The organism is Amycolatopsis sp. (genome assembly GCF_025464955.1).
In the GTDB taxonomy this organism is placed as follows: domain Bacteria; phylum Actinomycetota; class Actinomycetes; order Mycobacteriales; family Pseudonocardiaceae; genus Amycolatopsis.
Window position 1 is genome coordinate 1 of sequence record NZ_JAODNM010000173.1, and the last position, 14,132, is coordinate 14,132.

Annotated in this window: 15 protein-coding genes and 1 pseudogene; 9 read left to right on the forward strand and 7 right to left on the reverse strand. The window is 67.8% G+C overall.

Annotated elements, in window-relative coordinates:
• The first annotated feature begins 456 nt into the window (after positions 1–456).
• The gene (locus JWQ81_RS43600) at positions 457–621 is read left to right on the forward strand and encodes a hypothetical protein (protein ID WP_297551510.1); all 165 of its coding nucleotides are present in this window, start codon (positions 457–459) and stop codon (positions 619–621) included.
• Between the two features lie 43 nt (positions 622–664).
• Positions 665–1,540: a LysR family transcriptional regulator gene (locus tag JWQ81_RS43605; RefSeq protein ID WP_297551511.1), complete on the forward strand. Its 876-nt coding sequence runs from the start codon at positions 665–667 to the stop codon at positions 1,538–1,540.
• 151 nt (positions 1,541–1,691) lie between these two features.
• Here the strand turns inward: JWQ81_RS43605 and JWQ81_RS43610 are convergent, their stop codons facing one another.
• On the reverse strand, positions 1,692–3,164 hold the full coding sequence (locus tag JWQ81_RS43610; protein ID WP_297551512.1) for an amino acid permease: 1,473 nt from the start codon (positions 3,162–3,164) through the stop codon (positions 1,692–1,694).
• Positions 3,161–4,501, reverse strand: a complete 1,341-nt coding sequence (locus tag JWQ81_RS43615; RefSeq protein WP_297551513.1) for an aminotransferase class III-fold pyridoxal phosphate-dependent enzyme — start codon at positions 4,499–4,501, stop codon at positions 3,161–3,163. The genes JWQ81_RS43610 and JWQ81_RS43615 overlap by 4 nt, the downstream gene beginning before the upstream one ends.
• Before the next feature lie 93 nt (positions 4,502–4,594).
• Between JWQ81_RS43615 and JWQ81_RS43620 the strand changes: the two genes are divergently transcribed.
• Both JWQ81_RS43620 and JWQ81_RS43625 read left to right on the forward strand, forming a co-directional pair.
• A complete protein-coding gene (locus JWQ81_RS43620) occupies positions 4,595–5,494 on the forward strand; it encodes a LysR family transcriptional regulator (RefSeq protein WP_297551514.1) in 900 nt (299 codons plus the stop codon).
• Between the two features lie 277 nt (positions 5,495–5,771).
• Positions 5,772–6,701: an alpha/beta hydrolase gene (locus tag JWQ81_RS43625; protein ID WP_297551515.1), complete on the forward strand. Its 930-nt coding sequence runs from the start codon at positions 5,772–5,774 to the stop codon at positions 6,699–6,701.
• A gap of 9 nt (positions 6,702–6,710) precedes the next feature.
• Here JWQ81_RS43625 and JWQ81_RS43630 read toward each other — a convergent pair whose 3' ends face one another.
• Positions 6,711–7,064 (reverse strand): zinc-binding dehydrogenase, encoded by a 354-nt coding sequence (locus tag JWQ81_RS43630; protein WP_297551516.1) that lies wholly within the window; start codon positions 7,062–7,064, stop codon positions 6,711–6,713.
• A 9-nt stretch (positions 7,065–7,073) separates the two neighbouring features.
• Entirely contained in the window at positions 7,074–7,607 is a 534-nt protein-coding gene (locus tag JWQ81_RS43635) for an alcohol dehydrogenase catalytic domain-containing protein (protein WP_297551517.1), read from the reverse strand.
• Between the two features lie 128 nt (positions 7,608–7,735).
• Between JWQ81_RS43635 and JWQ81_RS43640 the strand changes: the two genes are divergently transcribed.
• From JWQ81_RS43640 to JWQ81_RS43645, 3 genes and pseudogenes are all read left to right on the forward strand, one after another.
• On the forward strand, positions 7,736–8,677 hold the full coding sequence (locus JWQ81_RS43640; RefSeq protein WP_297551518.1) for an alpha/beta hydrolase: 942 nt from the start codon (positions 7,736–7,738) through the stop codon (positions 8,675–8,677).
• Between the two features lie 256 nt (positions 8,678–8,933).
• A pseudogene (locus tag JWQ81_RS45235) lies at positions 8,934–9,122 on the forward strand (AraC family transcriptional regulator N-terminal domain-containing protein); the annotation flags it as partial.
• A gap of 13 nt (positions 9,123–9,135) precedes the next feature.
• A complete protein-coding gene (locus JWQ81_RS43645) occupies positions 9,136–9,375 on the forward strand; it encodes a helix-turn-helix domain-containing protein (protein ID WP_366942387.1) in 240 nt (79 codons plus the stop codon).
• 50 nt (positions 9,376–9,425) lie between these two features.
• Here JWQ81_RS43645 and JWQ81_RS43650 read toward each other — a convergent pair whose 3' ends face one another.
• Positions 9,426–10,073 carry a response regulator transcription factor gene (locus JWQ81_RS43650; protein ID WP_297551520.1) on the reverse strand — a complete coding sequence of 216 codons (648 nt, stop codon included), beginning with the start codon at positions 10,071–10,073 and terminating at the stop codon, positions 9,426–9,428.
• Positions 10,070–11,977, reverse strand: a complete 1,908-nt coding sequence (locus JWQ81_RS43655) for a histidine kinase (protein ID WP_297551521.1) — start codon at positions 11,975–11,977, stop codon at positions 10,070–10,072. The genes JWQ81_RS43650 and JWQ81_RS43655 overlap by 4 nt, the downstream gene beginning before the upstream one ends.
• Before the next feature lie 149 nt (positions 11,978–12,126).
• On the opposite strand from JWQ81_RS43655, the gene JWQ81_RS43660 reads away from it, so the two are divergent.
• Together JWQ81_RS43660 and JWQ81_RS43665 are read left to right on the forward strand one after the other, a co-directional pair.
• Positions 12,127–12,480, forward strand: a complete 354-nt coding sequence (locus JWQ81_RS43660; RefSeq protein WP_297551522.1) for a hypothetical protein — start codon at positions 12,127–12,129, stop codon at positions 12,478–12,480.
• Positions 12,477–13,127 (forward strand): hypothetical protein, encoded by a 651-nt coding sequence (locus JWQ81_RS43665; protein WP_297551523.1) that lies wholly within the window; start codon positions 12,477–12,479, stop codon positions 13,125–13,127. The genes JWQ81_RS43660 and JWQ81_RS43665 overlap by 4 nt, the downstream gene beginning before the upstream one ends.
• On the opposite strand, the gene sigJ is transcribed toward JWQ81_RS43665, so the two are convergent.
• Positions 13,117–14,037: an RNA polymerase sigma factor SigJ gene (gene sigJ / locus JWQ81_RS43670; RefSeq protein ID WP_297551524.1), complete on the reverse strand. Its 921-nt coding sequence runs from the start codon at positions 14,035–14,037 to the stop codon at positions 13,117–13,119. The two genes, JWQ81_RS43665 and sigJ, sit on opposite strands and share 11 nt — an antisense overlap.
• Positions 14,038–14,132 lie beyond the last annotated feature (95 nt).

Sequence of the window (14,132 nt, forward strand, 5' to 3'; positions counted from 1 at the left end):
TCGTATGCAATACTCATCAGGCGCAGAACCTCTATGAAGTTGATCTCGGAAGGACCATCTTCATACCGAGGTTCTGCGTTTTTCTCTTGCATATCAACGAGTTCGGCGAGTCATCCGTCATCGCCACATCGCACTACTCAACGTCACCAAAGGTTACGCGGAAGAGTTCAATGACGACGCCGGTTGCTTAACGTGATTGGCGAAGTGTGAACGGGGCTATGCGTCCGGTCACCACAAACGAAATTCCATTTCAGTCACTCGAAAAGCACTACCCGCGCAACGGAACATGCCGCCTGAACCGATCCCCGACGTCAAAGGTCGTGGCTCGGGGGAGTAGCAGCTAGCGGGATGAACGGTCTGCGCAGACCGGCACTGCGACTGGCCGCGAAGACCGCCCCTTCGTTGGGGTGCGGCAATATTCCGGTAGGGCGGTGTCGGCGTGACGACGAACTACAGTTGCTCGAGCCGGAGGAGATCGTCCTCGGTGACGGCGATCGCCTGTTCCTGGAGATCAATTCCAGTCACGGCGATCTGATCCACGTCCGCCTGGATTCCGACGAGCTGGCAAGTCCGGCGCCGGGCGCCTCGGCCAGGGGGAGCGGAACCCGGCTGCACTGGTAATGCTGTGCAGGTAATGCTGTACGGGTGAGCGGAGGTGGACAAGGTGGACGCACGGCAGCTGCAGTACTTCCTCGCGGTGGTCGACCACGGCGGGATGGGCCGGGCGGCCCAGGCGCTGTACGTCGCACAGCCGTCCCTTTCGCAGGCGATTCGGGCGCTCGAAAAGGATCTCGGCACGGTCCTGTTCGAGCGGGTCGACCGCCGTCTGGTGCTGACCCAGGCCGGGCAGGCGTTGATCGAACCTGCCCGGCAGGTCGTGCGCGGGCTGGCGTCGGCGCGGGCGAGGGTCGAGTCGGTTGCGGGGCTCGAGATCGGCCAGGTCGAGATCGCCGCGATGCCGTCGCAGGCTGTCGAACCGTTGAGCGGCATGATTCGCCGGTTCACCGCTCGCCATCCCGGACTGACAGTGGCCGTCCGAGCCGCGTTCACGCCCGGCGACGTGCTGGAGATGGTCCGTACCGGGGTCACGGAGCTTGGCCTCGCGGGGAGTACCGAACCGATCGTCGCTGCCGACCTCGAGGTTGTTTCCCTGGTCGGACAGCGGTTTGTGCTGATCACGGCGGCCGATGCGCCGTTCCCGCCTGGCAAGCCGGTGCGGCGGGAGCAGCTTGCCGGGCACCGGCTGATCGTCGGCCAACTCGGCACCGGGATTCGGCGGCTCGTCGACGACATCCGGGCTTCCGGGGTGGAGATCGCGGCGGTGGTCGAGTCGGAGCACCGCGAGACGTTCTTGCCGCTCGTGCTGGGCGGGGTCGGCATGACCGTGCTGGCGGACTCGTGGGTGCCGCTGGCGGAACTGGCCGGCGCCCTCGTCTTCGACCTGGATCCGCCCGCGTACCTCCATTTGGCGCTGGCCCACCGGAAGACCGGGCTGACGCCGCCCGCGGAGGCGTTCCTGAACGCGGCGGCCGACCGATAGGACTTGCCTGTCGGCCGGACCGCCAACCCGTCTTGGACGCGAGCCCCTCCCGCAACTCGCCGTCGACTTGCGATCGTTGTGCATGCTAAGCATCGCAACTCGCCGTCGAGTTGCGATGCCTAGGCCTGACTGCCGTCCTCGTCGAGGGCTGTCAGGGGTGTACGTTCGGCGGTCCGGCGGTGCCCGCCTTGAGGCGATGCCGGAGGACGAACAGCCACCACAGGAACCCGATCGCGAGCACGATCAGGACGGTCACGGCGTTCTGGTTGTTTTCGGCGGGCACGGTCAAGGCCGCGATGACCGCCACGCACCAGACCAGTCCGAGCGCGACGACGAGGTTCAGCCAGCGCCCGAGGTCGAAGACGCCTTCGGTGGCCTTCGGGATGGTTTTGCGTTTCTCCGCGATCGCCGTCGCGATCATGGTGAGGGCGTAGGTCAGGTAGTAGGTCAGTCCGACCATCGCGTAGATCTTGCCGACGAGCCCGGAATTGAGCAGGTTGAGTCCGATCGCGACAACGGTGACGAGAATGATCGCCTGGACCGGCGCCTTGGACCTGGCGCCCACCCGCTGAAGGCGGCCGGACCCCGGCAGCATGTTGTCGCGGGAGAGCGCGAACGTCATGCGGGTGGCCACCGCCATGTTGGCGATGAGGCAGGCGAAGATCGACGCGAAGGCGACTACGGTCATCAGCGCCCTGGCGAACGGCCCGAGCTGCTCGGAAATCAGTTTGAGTACGGGGTTTTCCGAGCCGCTCAGGAACTGTGCCGGGCCGGTGGGCATGGCCATCGCGAGCAGGGCGAACACCACGAACCCGATGATCCCGGAGATCACGACGGACCGGAACATGGCCCGTGGCGCGGCTTTGCGCGGGTTGACGGTTTCCTCGGCCAGATCGGCCGCGCCTTCCCAGCCGAGCAGGACGTAGACGGGCAGCAGACCGGCCAACGCGACGCTGCCGAGTGTGATCGTGTTCCCGCTCAACGGTTTCGTGTCGGTGAGGATCTTCAAGCCCTGGGTGTGGTCGAAGAACACCAGCACCCCCGCGGCCAGCGCGAGTACCAACAGGACCGTCCCGACGAGTTCGATCGACGCGCCGAAGTTGTTGACGCGGGTGGCGATCTTCACCCCGACGATATTGAGCGCCGCGACGACGATCGTGCAGCCGATGGACAGGGCTTGGATCTGGTGTGTGGTCGGGTTTTCCCAGATCTCCGGGGCGAACACGGTGCCGATGGCGGCCGCGGTCGCCGCGGTTCCGGCAAGGAACGAGATGAGCGCGATCCAGCCGGTGAACCAGCCGAAGTGCGGTCCGACGAGCCTGCTCGACCATTGGTAGGCGTACCCGGTGATCGGCATGCGCCCGGACAGGTGAGCGTAGACCGCGACCAGGGTGAGCACCGCCGGGAGGACGAGTAGCCACAGCAGCACGGCGACGCCGCCGATCCGCGTGAACGGATCGGCGAACAGCGTCACCACCCCGGTGTTGATCGACACCATCGAGAATGCCAGTGCGAACGCGGTGAAGGAGCTCATCGACCGGTTGAGCTGCTGGCCGTAACCGAGCGCCGCGAGGTCGTCGGCGTCGGAGAGCCTTGTTTCCGGCGGGTCGTCGGTGGCGGTCATGACGGCACGCTCCCCGCACCGTCGACCACACTCTCGACCTCGGTCAGGACGTCGTCGAGCACGTCGAGGGCTTTGGCCAGCTGTTCACGGTTGATGTCGAGCGGGGGTTTGATCTTGATCAGGTTGCCCAATCCGCCGTAGCGGCTTTCACCGAAGATGACGCCGCGCTCCTGGGCGAGCTCGAACACTTCGTGTGCTTCAGCTGTCGCCGGTTCCTTCGTCAGCCGGTTGCGGACGAGCTCGATCGACACCATCAGGCCCGGTGACCGCACGTCCCCGAGGAGGGGATGCCTGGTCTGCATTTCGAGCAGGCGTTCGGTCGCGTACCGGCCGTGCGCGGCTGCCCTCGAACAGAGATCGTCGTCGATGATCGCCTTCACCGCGGCGAGGCCCGCGGCGATTGAGACCGGGAACTGACCGAACGTGAGCTGGTCGTCGCCGGCGAGGAACTTCGCGAACCGCTGCTTCGCCAGTACACCGGCGAGCGGGAAACCCCCGCCGACACCCTTGCCGAACACGAGCAAATCCGGATCGATGCGGTAGAAGTCGCTGGCCCACATCTCACCCGTGCGGCCGAGTCCGGTCTGTACCTCGTCGATGATCAGCATGATGCCGAACTCGTCGCAGATCTCACGGATACCCTGGTGCCAGCGCGGGGTGAACTCGTTGTGCCCGCCATTGCCCTGGATGGGTTCGTAGACCAGCGCGGCGACCGGTCCTTCCGTGCCCTTGGTGAGGACGTCGCGGACGAGCCCGAGCGTGAGCTCGGTGTCCTGATCGACGTTGAGCCCGGCGCGCGGCCGGTAGCCGTCCGGGCGGGGGAGTCGAAGGAACTGCGGCTGCAGCGCGCCGAAGACGTTGCCCGGGTGCGGCCAGCTCGCGGCCATGGTCGCGATGGACCGGCCGTGGTAACTGTCGTGCAGGACCGCGATGTGCTTGGCGTCGGGGCGGTTACGCAGGGCGAGCTTGAGTGCCATTTCGACGGCCATCGAGCCGTGCAGCGTGAAGCCGACGCGGTCGAGTCCGGCGGGGGCGATCGACACCAGGAGCTCGGCGAGTTCGAGCAGGGCCGGGGTGTGGAAGGTGGGGCGGGCGTGCGTGATCTGGCGTGTCTGCTCGATCGCGGCTTCGATCACCCGCGGGTCGTTCGCGCCGAGGTTGTTCGACCACGCCTGCGCGGTGCAGTCGATGTACTCCTTGCCCGTGTCGTCCCACACGAGCGATCCCTTGGCCTTCACCAAGGTCAGTTTGCCCGGATCGCCGCCGGCGGGCTCGTGGAGCAGGGCCTCCCGGCCCCGCGCGTGGACATCGGTCTGGTCGGTCAATGTGTCGGTCACGAGGTCTCCGCCTTGGGTCAGCGAGCTGGTTGGCCTGCAGCTTAGGAACCGAGGCGGCCTGGTGAGAAAGACGAAAATCCGTATACTTCATAGATGCGGTCTATGAATGTGGAGCTGCGCCACCTGCGGGCGTTCGTCGCCGTCGCGCAGGCCGCGAACTTCACGCGGGCCGCCGAGCAGCTCCACATCGCCCAGCCTTCGCTGAGCTACACGATCCGCCAGCTCGAGGGACATCTCGGGTTCCGGTTGTTCGCCCGGACCACGCGTGCCACCGCGCTCACTCCTGATGGAGAGCAGTTCCTGGCCGAGGCGAAGGCCGTGTTCAAGCGTTTCGACACCGCGATGGAGCGGTCGTCGAGGATGGCCGGCGGTGAGCTCGGACGGCTGAGAGTCGGTTACCTCATCGGAGCGGCGGTCGACTACGTCCCGGCGATCCTGCGGGAATTCGCCGGGTCCTATCCCGAGGTCGACGTCGAACTGATCGAATACGACTTTTCGTCGCCGAACGGCGGACTGGATATCGGGGAAACCGACGTCGCCCTCGTGCGGCCGCCGCTGGACGGAGTCGAGGACGCGGTCGTGACGACGTTGCTCAGCGAACCGTGTGTCGCCTGCGTAGGCGAGGGGCATCAGTTTGCCGCTCTGCCCAGTGTTTCCATTCGCTTGTTGCTCGCTGAACCCATCGTGGCCGCGCCGGGCGACAATGTCTGGCGCGACTACTGGATTCTGGCGTCCTATCGCGACTCACCGGCGAACATCACTCACGAAGCGGCCACCTTCGAAGCCGAGCTGCAGTCTGTCGCGTTAGGACGCGGGTTGTCGGTCGTTCCGGCATCGGTCGCGCGGCTCTACGCCCGTCCCGGCGTGCGCTATGTCCCGATCGACGGCATCGCCGAGTGCGAAGTTGCCGTGGTGCATCGCCTGGACGCGCCCCGCGCCGCGGCGAACTTCGCCCGGGTCGCGAACAGTGTCGTGGCGGCCGCTCGCCGTTAGCAGTTACTTGCGGCCCCCGGGCGAGGGTCCGGCCGACGGCGGCAGGAGTCAGCTCGGCGCGGCGTGCCTTGAGGAAGTCGCCGAGTTCGGGCGGTCGGGCGGAGGCGGAACCCATGCCCTCCATTGTGTCCGCTGGAGGCGATCCGTGCGGGGGCAGGATTCTTCCCCCGACAGCGGAGTCCCAGGAGAAACCCGTCTCTGGCGTGCGCGTCGAGGCGGTACGAGCCTGGACAGGTGCCCAGCACAAGCCGGGCACCTCGCGTAAGGAAGAAGCATCATGAAGACGGATGTCACGTTCGACAGCGCCGGCCTGGCGATCGCCGGCCACCTCTACATCCCCGACGACCAGGCGTCAGGTCCTCGCCCCGCGATCGTGGTGGGGCATCCGGGCAGCGGCGTCAAGGAGCAGGCCGCCGGCCTCTACGCGCGGCGTTTGGCTGAACAGGGCTTCGTCACCCTGGCGTTCGACGCCGCCTACCAGGGCGAAAGCGAGGGCGAGCCACGCGGGCTCGAGGACCCGGCGCACCGGGTCGAGGATCTCAAGGCCGCGGTGTCGTTCCTCAGCGTCCGCGACGGGGTGGACCCTGAACGCATCGGCGCGCTGGGCATCTGCGCCTCCGGCGGCTACGTCATCCCCGCCGCGGCCACCGACCACCGGATCAAGGCCGTCGCGACCGTCAGCGGCGTCGACATCAGCCGCCAGTTCCGCGAAGGTGCCGACGGCAAGCAGGATCCCGCGGTCATCCAGGGCATGCTCGACGCCGCCGCGGCCGCCCGCACCGCCGAGGCCCGCGGTGAAGGCACGCAGTCCTTCCAGCTGTTCCCGGACACCGCGGCACAGGCCCGCGAACTGGGCGGCCAGCACGCCTTCGAAGGATTCGAGTACTACTGCACCGACCGTGCCCAGCATCCCCGCTCGACCAAGTTCATGCCCTGGCGCAGTATCGATCTCATCGCCCAGTTCGACGCCTTCCGGTTCATCGACCTTGTCACCCCGCGCCCGCTGCTGATGATCGCCGGAACCGAGGCCGTGACGTCGTGGATGTCGAGGGACGCCTTCGAGAACGCCCACGAGCCCAAGGCACTGCACTGGATCGAGGGCGCCAGCCACGTCGACCTCTACGACAAAGAAGACTATGTCGCTCCCGCCACGGCCAAGCTGGCCGACTTCTTCCAGTCGACGCTGACCGGCATCAGGCGGGTTTGAGCCGGCGGGTCAGCCGAAGGTATGCACCGGCTTGCCTCGTACGTGGCGGCCGGACAGTTCACCAAGCGCCGCCGGCACCTCCTCCAGTTTGACGGTGCGGGCCGGCATCGGGTCCAGGTGCCCGTCGGCGGCCAACCCGAGCAAGGCGCTGAGCATTGTGGACAGATCGGCGAGCGCGCGCCGGTCGCCGTGACTGTATGCGGCGCCGAGCGCGATTTCGTGGACCGAGGGCGCGATCGTGAAGGGAGCCACCGTGGTCAGGTCGGGTCGTCCGGCGATGCTGACGATCCCGCCGCCGTGCGCCAGCAGCGAGAGGTTGGCGGTGGCGGAGCCGGACCCGACGGTGTCGATCACCGCGTCCACCCCCCGTCCTCAGGTCAGCTCGCGCACCCGCGCGGCGACGTCTTCGGTGCGGTAGTCGATGACTTCTTTCGCGCCCAGCCCGCGGACGTGTTCGGCGTTGTGCCCGGCTCCGGTCGCGATCACCTGCGCGCCGGTCGACGCGGCCAGTTGTACCGCGAACCCGCCGACTCCACCCGCGCCGCCGGTGGTCAGGACTGGATCGACCGTGTCGGGCACCGGTGCCAGAACTGCGGCGGTTGCCAGGGCGTACTCGGCAAAACCGCCGCGTTGGTTGACGTCGCTGTGGTACGCGACGCGTTGACCTGGGCTGACGTCGGTGACTCCCGGGCCGAGGGCGTCGACGGTGCCGGCCACGTCCAGGCCCAGGACGGCCGGCCAGGTCCAGGATGGCATCCCATGGGCGGCGCGCAGGTAGTCCGACGGGTTCAGCCCACATGCTTCGACCTTCACCCGCACCCCGCCCGGGCCGGGTTCGGGGACGGGTAGAGCTGCGATGCGCAAGGTATCGGGACTGCCGGGCCGGTCAAGGACCAACGCGCGCATGAGGAGATTCCGTTCCTCGGATTATCCGACTGAGGATCGTATTAACATACTCTGAGTACAGGTAAAGCCGCACAGACTGTCAAGCTGCTAGATTTGTATTCTGGTTCACCGTCTTGGAGGTTGTTCTGATGGCGCTGGACCCGGAGCTCGCCAGTGTCCTGATCGCACAGGCGCAGGCATTCGGTGAGATCACGCTTCCCGAGCGCGGAGACGCGCTGGGTCTGCGAGTGATACTCGACGCGGGGTTGACGGTGTCGTACGGTGCCCTGCCCGACACCCCGGATGTCACCATGGCCACGTACAGCGCGACGGCCGCCGACGGCACGGAAGTCCCGATGCGCTGGTACACCCGCAACGGCGTCCGTACCGGGTCGGCAGTGGTGTACCTCCATGGCGGCGGCATGATCTGCGGGACACTGGAGAACTACGACCGGCTCGTCAGGCACTACGTGCAACTTACCGGGGTGCCCTTTCTCGCGGTCGGCTACCGGTTGGCGCCCGAGTTCCCGGGAACCACCCCTGCTGAGGATGCCTTTGCCGGGGTCAGCTGGCTTTTCGACCACGCCGCCGAACTCGGCGTCGACCAGGCACGCATCGCGCTCATGGGTGACAGCGGTGGTGGTGGCGTGGGGGCGGGGGCGGCTATTTTGGCCCGCGACCACGGCGTGCGGCTGGCCAAGCAGATCCTCATCTTCCCGATGCTCGACGACCGCAACACGGTCCCCGACCCGACGCTGGCCCCGACAGCGACGTGGTCCTACGACAACAACTTCACTGGTTGGCACGCCCTGCTCGGCGACGACCTCGGCAAGCCGTCGGTCTCCCCGGTGGCGGCCCCGGCGCGGCTGGATGACTTCACCGGGCTCGCTCCGGCCTACATCGAGGTTGGCGAACTCGACATCTTCCGCGACGAGAGCATCGACTACGCCAGGAACCTGCAGCGGGCCGGCATCTCGTGCGAGCTCCACGTCCACCCGGGCGCGCCGCATGGCCACGACTGGCTCAACCCGAACGCGAGCGTCAGCAAACGAGCTGTCGTCGATCGGGTCCGGATCATCACTGCCGTGTAGCGCTCGACGCGACTCGCCGCCGGGTTGCGATCAGCAGCCGGCGGCGAGTCGTCTTTTCAGGACTTTCGCTGCCAGGAAGGCATGTCCTCGGGGTAGCGGGATCCGGCCGCGCCATGCGGCAGGATCTCCTGGATCCGTGCGAGCGTCTTGGGTGTGAGCTTGGCGTACGCGGCCTCGACGTTTTCGGCGACGCGCTGCGGACTGCGGTGCCCGGGATCGGGACGATGTCCTCGCCCACGGCCGGTCGCTCGCCGACCTGCTGCTCGAACTGGACGGGTCGATCCCGGCTACCTCGCCCGATCCCGGCGGGCAGATCGCCGCGTCGATGACGCCGGAACTCGTCGATGCGGTCACTCGGTGGGTCCGGCTGCTGGACACCCCGGACGACAGCGGCCCGCTGGCGGCGCGCATCGAGAGCGAGATCCTCTACCGGCTGCTCGGCAGTCCGCTGGGCCACCTTGCACCGCCATTTCAAGACCGCCACCGGCATGAGCCCGATGCGCTTCCAGAAGCACCTGCGACTGCACGAAGCGCGACGGCAGCTGATCGTGGGCAACACCACGGCGGTGCTGGTCGCGGAAGCTGTCGGATACGGGAGCGCGACACAGTTCAACCGCGAGTACCGGAGCTTCTACGGCTTGCCACCCGCTCAGGACGCGGCCCGCCTGCGCGAGCGGATGGCAAGCACCCGTAGTTGAGTCGGCGTGGCGTACAGCATCGAGCATTACGTGCGACGCGGGCAGCCGGACTAGCGATCCGTTCGGCCGAGCCCGGCGTTGCGCGCCACGATCAGCGCCTGTGCGCGATCGGCCAGCTGCAGTTCGCCGAGGATGTTCGACAGGAGGTTGCTGACTGTCTTCGGCGCGATGCCGATCCGGTTCGCGATGACGCGGACCGGCCTGCCCGCGGCGAGTTGGTCGAGCACTTGGAATTCGCGCTCGGTCAGCTGGGGAAAGGGTCGACCGGTCGCGGGCGGTGAGGTGGCCAGTTGCTCCAGGACTCGGCGTGCCACCGCCGGACCGAAGACGGCTTCTCCGGCGTGTACGGCTCGCACGGCGCGCGCGATGTCGTCCTGTTCGGCGCCTTTGAGGAGATATCCGGAGGCGCCGGCTTTCATCGCGGCGAAGAGCGAGTCGTCATCGTCGTACATCGTGAGCACACACAGCGCGGTCGTCGGGACGCTGCGACTGATCTCGCGTAGCGCCGCGAAACCGTCGAGATTGGGCATGTGCAGGTCGAGCAGCGCGACGTCGGGTTTGCGCAACATCACCTCTTTCACGGCTTGGCGGCCGTCGGCGACGACGGCCACGACCTCCATGTCCTCGAGGGAGCCGAGCAGGGCGGCCAGGCCGTTGCGCATCACGGGATGGTCGTCGGCGATGAGGACGCGGATCATGTGCGCACCAGCGGAAGCCGGGCGCGCACCGCGCCACCCTCTGCGGACGGGCCGACGTCGCATGAGCCGCCGAGTTCCGCCGCGCGTTCTCGCATCCCGACAATGCCGACACCGGGACACCAGGCGGCGGCGAGCGCACCGTCGTCGAGGACCTCCACGACCAGTTCGTCGTCAAGCCGCAGGTGCAGGCGGACCGACGTCGCGGTGGAGTGGCGGACCACGTTGTTGAGGGCTTCGGTCGCTATCCGGTAGGCGGCCACCTCGATGGCCGCCGGCAACGGGCCGAGTGTCGCGACGTCAACGGTGACCTGCAGTGGCCGTCCGTCCGCGCGTCGCACCGTCTGGGCCGCCCTCGTGCGCAGCGCGTCCGTCAGGCCGAGTTCGGCCAGGGCCGGCGGGCGCAGATCGTCGACGACTCTGCGCACCTCCGCGATCGCGGTGCGAGTGTCGGTTCGGACTCCGCGCAACAGGGCCGTGGTTTCCTCTGGGGCGGTCAGCTGGAGGTTCGCGGCCGCGTCGGCGGCCAGCGCGACGCCGGTCAGCAGCGGCCCCAGCCCGTCGTGCAGGTCGCGGCGCAGACGAAGCCGTTCCTCCTCTCGCGCGGTCACCAACTGCTCGCGTGACTGTTGCAACGCTCGCGAGGTCATACTCGCGTGCACGGCGACCGCCAGCGGCCCCGCCAGCAGGTCGAGGACGCGCTCGTCCGAGAGCGCGAGAACCGATTCGCCGCGTCGCAGTCCCACGACGAGCTCGGCCCCGTCGCTGAGCGGTCGACGCACGCTGTGGTTCGAGGTTGTGCCCGCTTCGGCGATGGTCTCGGACCCGACGGCGACCGCGACCCAGGGGAGCCGCATTGCCGTGCGGACCTCGTCGAGGCTGCTGGCGAGGTCGGTAAGTCGTCCGCCGACCCGCGAGGCGACGCGGAGCGGGTCGCGTTCGCCGTAGAGGAGTCGTTCGACGCTGCGCTGGAGTCGAGCGCGAAGTGGGAACGCAAGCAGCGCAACGATAAGCGCGGACGCGACGCCGGACAGCGCGAGCACCAGCAGCGCGTATCCGATCAGGACCAGGCCGGAGAGCAGGCCGTAACTCAGCCCGCGGGCCAGTACCAGGCGGATGTCGAGCAGCCCGTGTCGCAGGATCGACACCGCGATGGCCGCGGGCAGCAACGGGATCGCGAACAGCACCACGATCGGCGTCCCGGCGACCAGCGACCACGGAACGACCGCGGCGAGAATGACACCGGCCGCGCCGAGTAGCCAGAGAAGCTGTGCGCGGACCGTCTCGTCGCCTCGGCGGTAGCGCATCAGCAGCGCCGCGAGCCCGAGCAGCATCGACAGAGACCAGCGGACTTCGCTCAGCGACCACAAGGCGGCCCACGCCCCGTGTTGCGGCAGTACCCAGAGCCCCGGCGGCAGATTCGAGATCAGTGCCGTGCCGGTACCGATCTCGAGCACGAACAGCGGAGCGGTGATCGCGACGGCGAGAAACAGCGGACGCCAGCGCGGGGACGGAAGGCGGCCGTCGGGCAACAGGTACAGCGACAGCGGCAGCATGAGTCCGATGTGGATCGGCCAGGCCCAGGCGAACACGGTGACGGCGATCTGCGCGGCGAGCGGCGGGGCACCCCCGTCGTGCAGTGCCTGCGCCGCGGGGGCACACGCGGCGGTGATGAGCTGGAAGTTCCCGCCGACCGCGAACATCCAGCCCACCGGGTGGCCCGGCTTGTGCCACGCGATGAGCGCTCCGCAGAACGCGAAGCTGAGTCCGATGACCAGATTGCTCACCACGAAGTCGTCCAGGGCTTCGTGGAAGGACCAGCGCACCCGAAGGGTCACCACGACCGAGACGACGGACACGCAGACGGCCAGCAGCGCCAGCGCGCCGGCCACCGCCTTGGTCCTCATCGGTGAAGTGTGTGCCTTCGGACATCCCGATGTCACGGGACATCTTCCCGGTCGTCCCGGGCAACATCCCGGCGATGCGGGGCCACTGCCTCTGTCGGGCGGGCACGTCGCCGACTCAACCTGGGGTGAACTACGAGAAGGAGCACACCGTGAACGCAACAATCCGTGCCGGGCTCGTCCTGCTCGGTCTCCTCTCGGTCGCCGACATCGCCGGGCTCGCCCTCACCGACGGCAACCACCCGCCGTACGTCATCGCCGTCATCAGCGCCGTGCTCGGCGTCGGTTCCCTCTACTTCGTGGCGAAAGCCTGGACCGGCAAGCGATCCCCGCTCCGACCGCTGCTCGTGCTGCGGGTCGTTTCGGCGCTGACTGCCGCACCGGCGTTCTTCGTCGACGACGTGCCGGTCGCGGCCAAGGCCGCCGCGGCCGCGATCCTCGTCCTGACCGCCGTGGGTGCTGTCCTGGTCAGCCGGGCCCCCGTCACCAGCGAGGTGGCCCGATGAGGCGGCTGGCCCTGCTCCTGTTGCCGGTCGGACCGCTCTGCGTCGCCGTGCTGCGTTACCTGCTGCCGTACTACACGGCGGACGGCAGCCTCGCCACGGTAGTGGCGGTCGACGCCAACCCCGGTCGTGAAAGCGTCGTTCTCTGGCTGGGACTGCTCGCCCTCATCACGCTCGTGCCCGGAGTCATCGCTGCGGCGGCAGCCCTCCCGTCAAGCCGGCTCAAGGCGTGGGCACTGGCGCTGTCGGTACCGGGTTACCTGTGCCTCGGCGTAATTCTGAGCCAGGACTTCCTGCTCTGGAGCGGCGCGCACGCGCATACCGACCCTCAGCAGCTCGCCCAGCTCATCGATGCGGCACATCCGTCGCTGAACGTCGGCACCGGCATTTTCGTCGTAGGTCACGTCGTCGGAACGGTGCTGCTCGGCGTCGCTTTGCTCCGATCGGGACGCATTCCGGCCTGGGCCGCCTGGGCTGTCATCGTCTCGCAACCGCTGCACTTCATCGCCGCCGTGATCGTGGGCAGCCCGACACTGGACCTGATCGGCTGGACGCTCACCGCGATAGGCCTCGCCGCGGTCGCCCGAACGCTGTTGGCAGACGCCGACGTCGATCATCGTCTCGCGAGGCGGACGCCGGTCAGTCCGTAGTCCAAGGCCGGAGCTTCTCGGGGTTCCGTACCGCCCAGATGCGGTTGATCCGGTCGCCGGCGAAGTCGAACGCCATCACCACCACGGTGACGCCGTCCTGCTGCGCCACCAGACCGGGCTGACCATTGACCGTACGTTCTCCGAAGGTGATGTCGACTGCCAGGCCGGCGAGGTCGACGAGGTAGCGCGCGATCCGTTCGCCACCCTCGATGGGGCGGCGAGCGGCGCTGACCAGGCCGCCGCCGTCGGCGATCGTCGTGGCGTCGGGATCGAGGAGACCGATGAGGGCGTCGATGTCCTTGGCTTCCCAGGCCTGCTTGAAGTTCCTGACGATGTCGGCGCGCTGCGTTGCGGGAGTGGTGGAGGACTGGGAAGCGCGAATGCGGTGGCGGGCCGACGATGCCAGTTTGCGACAGGCCGCCGGTGTGCGGCCGACGATGTCCGCCACTTCGGCGAAGGGGTACCGGAAGACATCGTGAAGGATGAACGCGACGCGCTCGGCCGGGGTCATCGAGTCGAGGACGACGAGGAAGGCCATGGTGATCGACTCGTCGAGGGTGACCCGGTCGGCCGGGTCGGCGCTGGTGCCGCCCGACCGGCCGTTGATCCACTCCGTACTTTCGGGCAGCGGCTCGGGGATCCATTCGCCCACGTAGCGCTCCCGTCGGGCTCGCGCCGAGCCGAGCAGGTCAAGGCAGACGCGACTGGCGACCGTTGTCAGCCAGGCGCCGGGGGACTGGATGGCTTCCCGCTGTGGTCGGGTCATGGCATACCAGCGGGCGTACGTTTCTTGCACGACGTCCTCAGCATCGGCAAGGGAGCCGAGGAGCCGGTAAGCGAGATTGATCAGCTGACGCCGCTCGCTCATGATCTCGCTCAGGCCGTCTCCTGGCTCGAATTGCCTGCTCATGCGTCGCCGGCTCCCTTGGTCGCAGCTGCCCTCACCAGTTCGACGAGACAGCGCACCGAATTGTGACGTCGGCGTGCCACCTCACGTCCGGAGGG

Bases quoted from the DNA above. Each gene is read 5' to 3' on its own strand.
- sigJ (WP_297551524.1), bottom strand. From the start codon at position 14,037: ATGAGCAGGCAATTCGAGCCAGGAGACGGCCTGAGCGAGATCATGAGC.
- JWQ81_RS43640 (WP_297551518.1), top strand. From the start codon at position 7,736: ATGGCGCTGGACCCGGAGCTCGCCAGTGTCCTGATCGCACAGGCGCAG.
- JWQ81_RS43610 (WP_297551512.1), bottom strand. From the start codon at position 3,164: ATGACCGCCACCGACGACCCGCCGGAAACAAGGCTCTCCGACGCCGAC.
- JWQ81_RS43650 (WP_297551520.1), bottom strand. From the start codon at position 10,073: ATGATCCGCGTCCTCATCGCCGACGACCATCCCGTGATGCGCAACGGC.
- JWQ81_RS43635 (WP_297551517.1), bottom strand. From the start codon at position 7,607: ATGCGCGCGTTGGTCCTTGACCGGCCCGGCAGTCCCGATACCTTGCGC.
- JWQ81_RS43625 (WP_297551515.1), top strand. From the start codon at position 5,772: ATGAAGACGGATGTCACGTTCGACAGCGCCGGCCTGGCGATCGCCGGC.
- JWQ81_RS43655 (WP_297551521.1), bottom strand. From the start codon at position 11,977: ATGAGGACCAAGGCGGTGGCCGGCGCGCTGGCGCTGCTGGCCGTCTGC.
- JWQ81_RS43665 (WP_297551523.1), top strand. From the start codon at position 12,477: ATGAGGCGGCTGGCCCTGCTCCTGTTGCCGGTCGGACCGCTCTGCGTC.
- JWQ81_RS43620 (WP_297551514.1), top strand. From the start codon at position 4,595: ATGCGGTCTATGAATGTGGAGCTGCGCCACCTGCGGGCGTTCGTCGCC.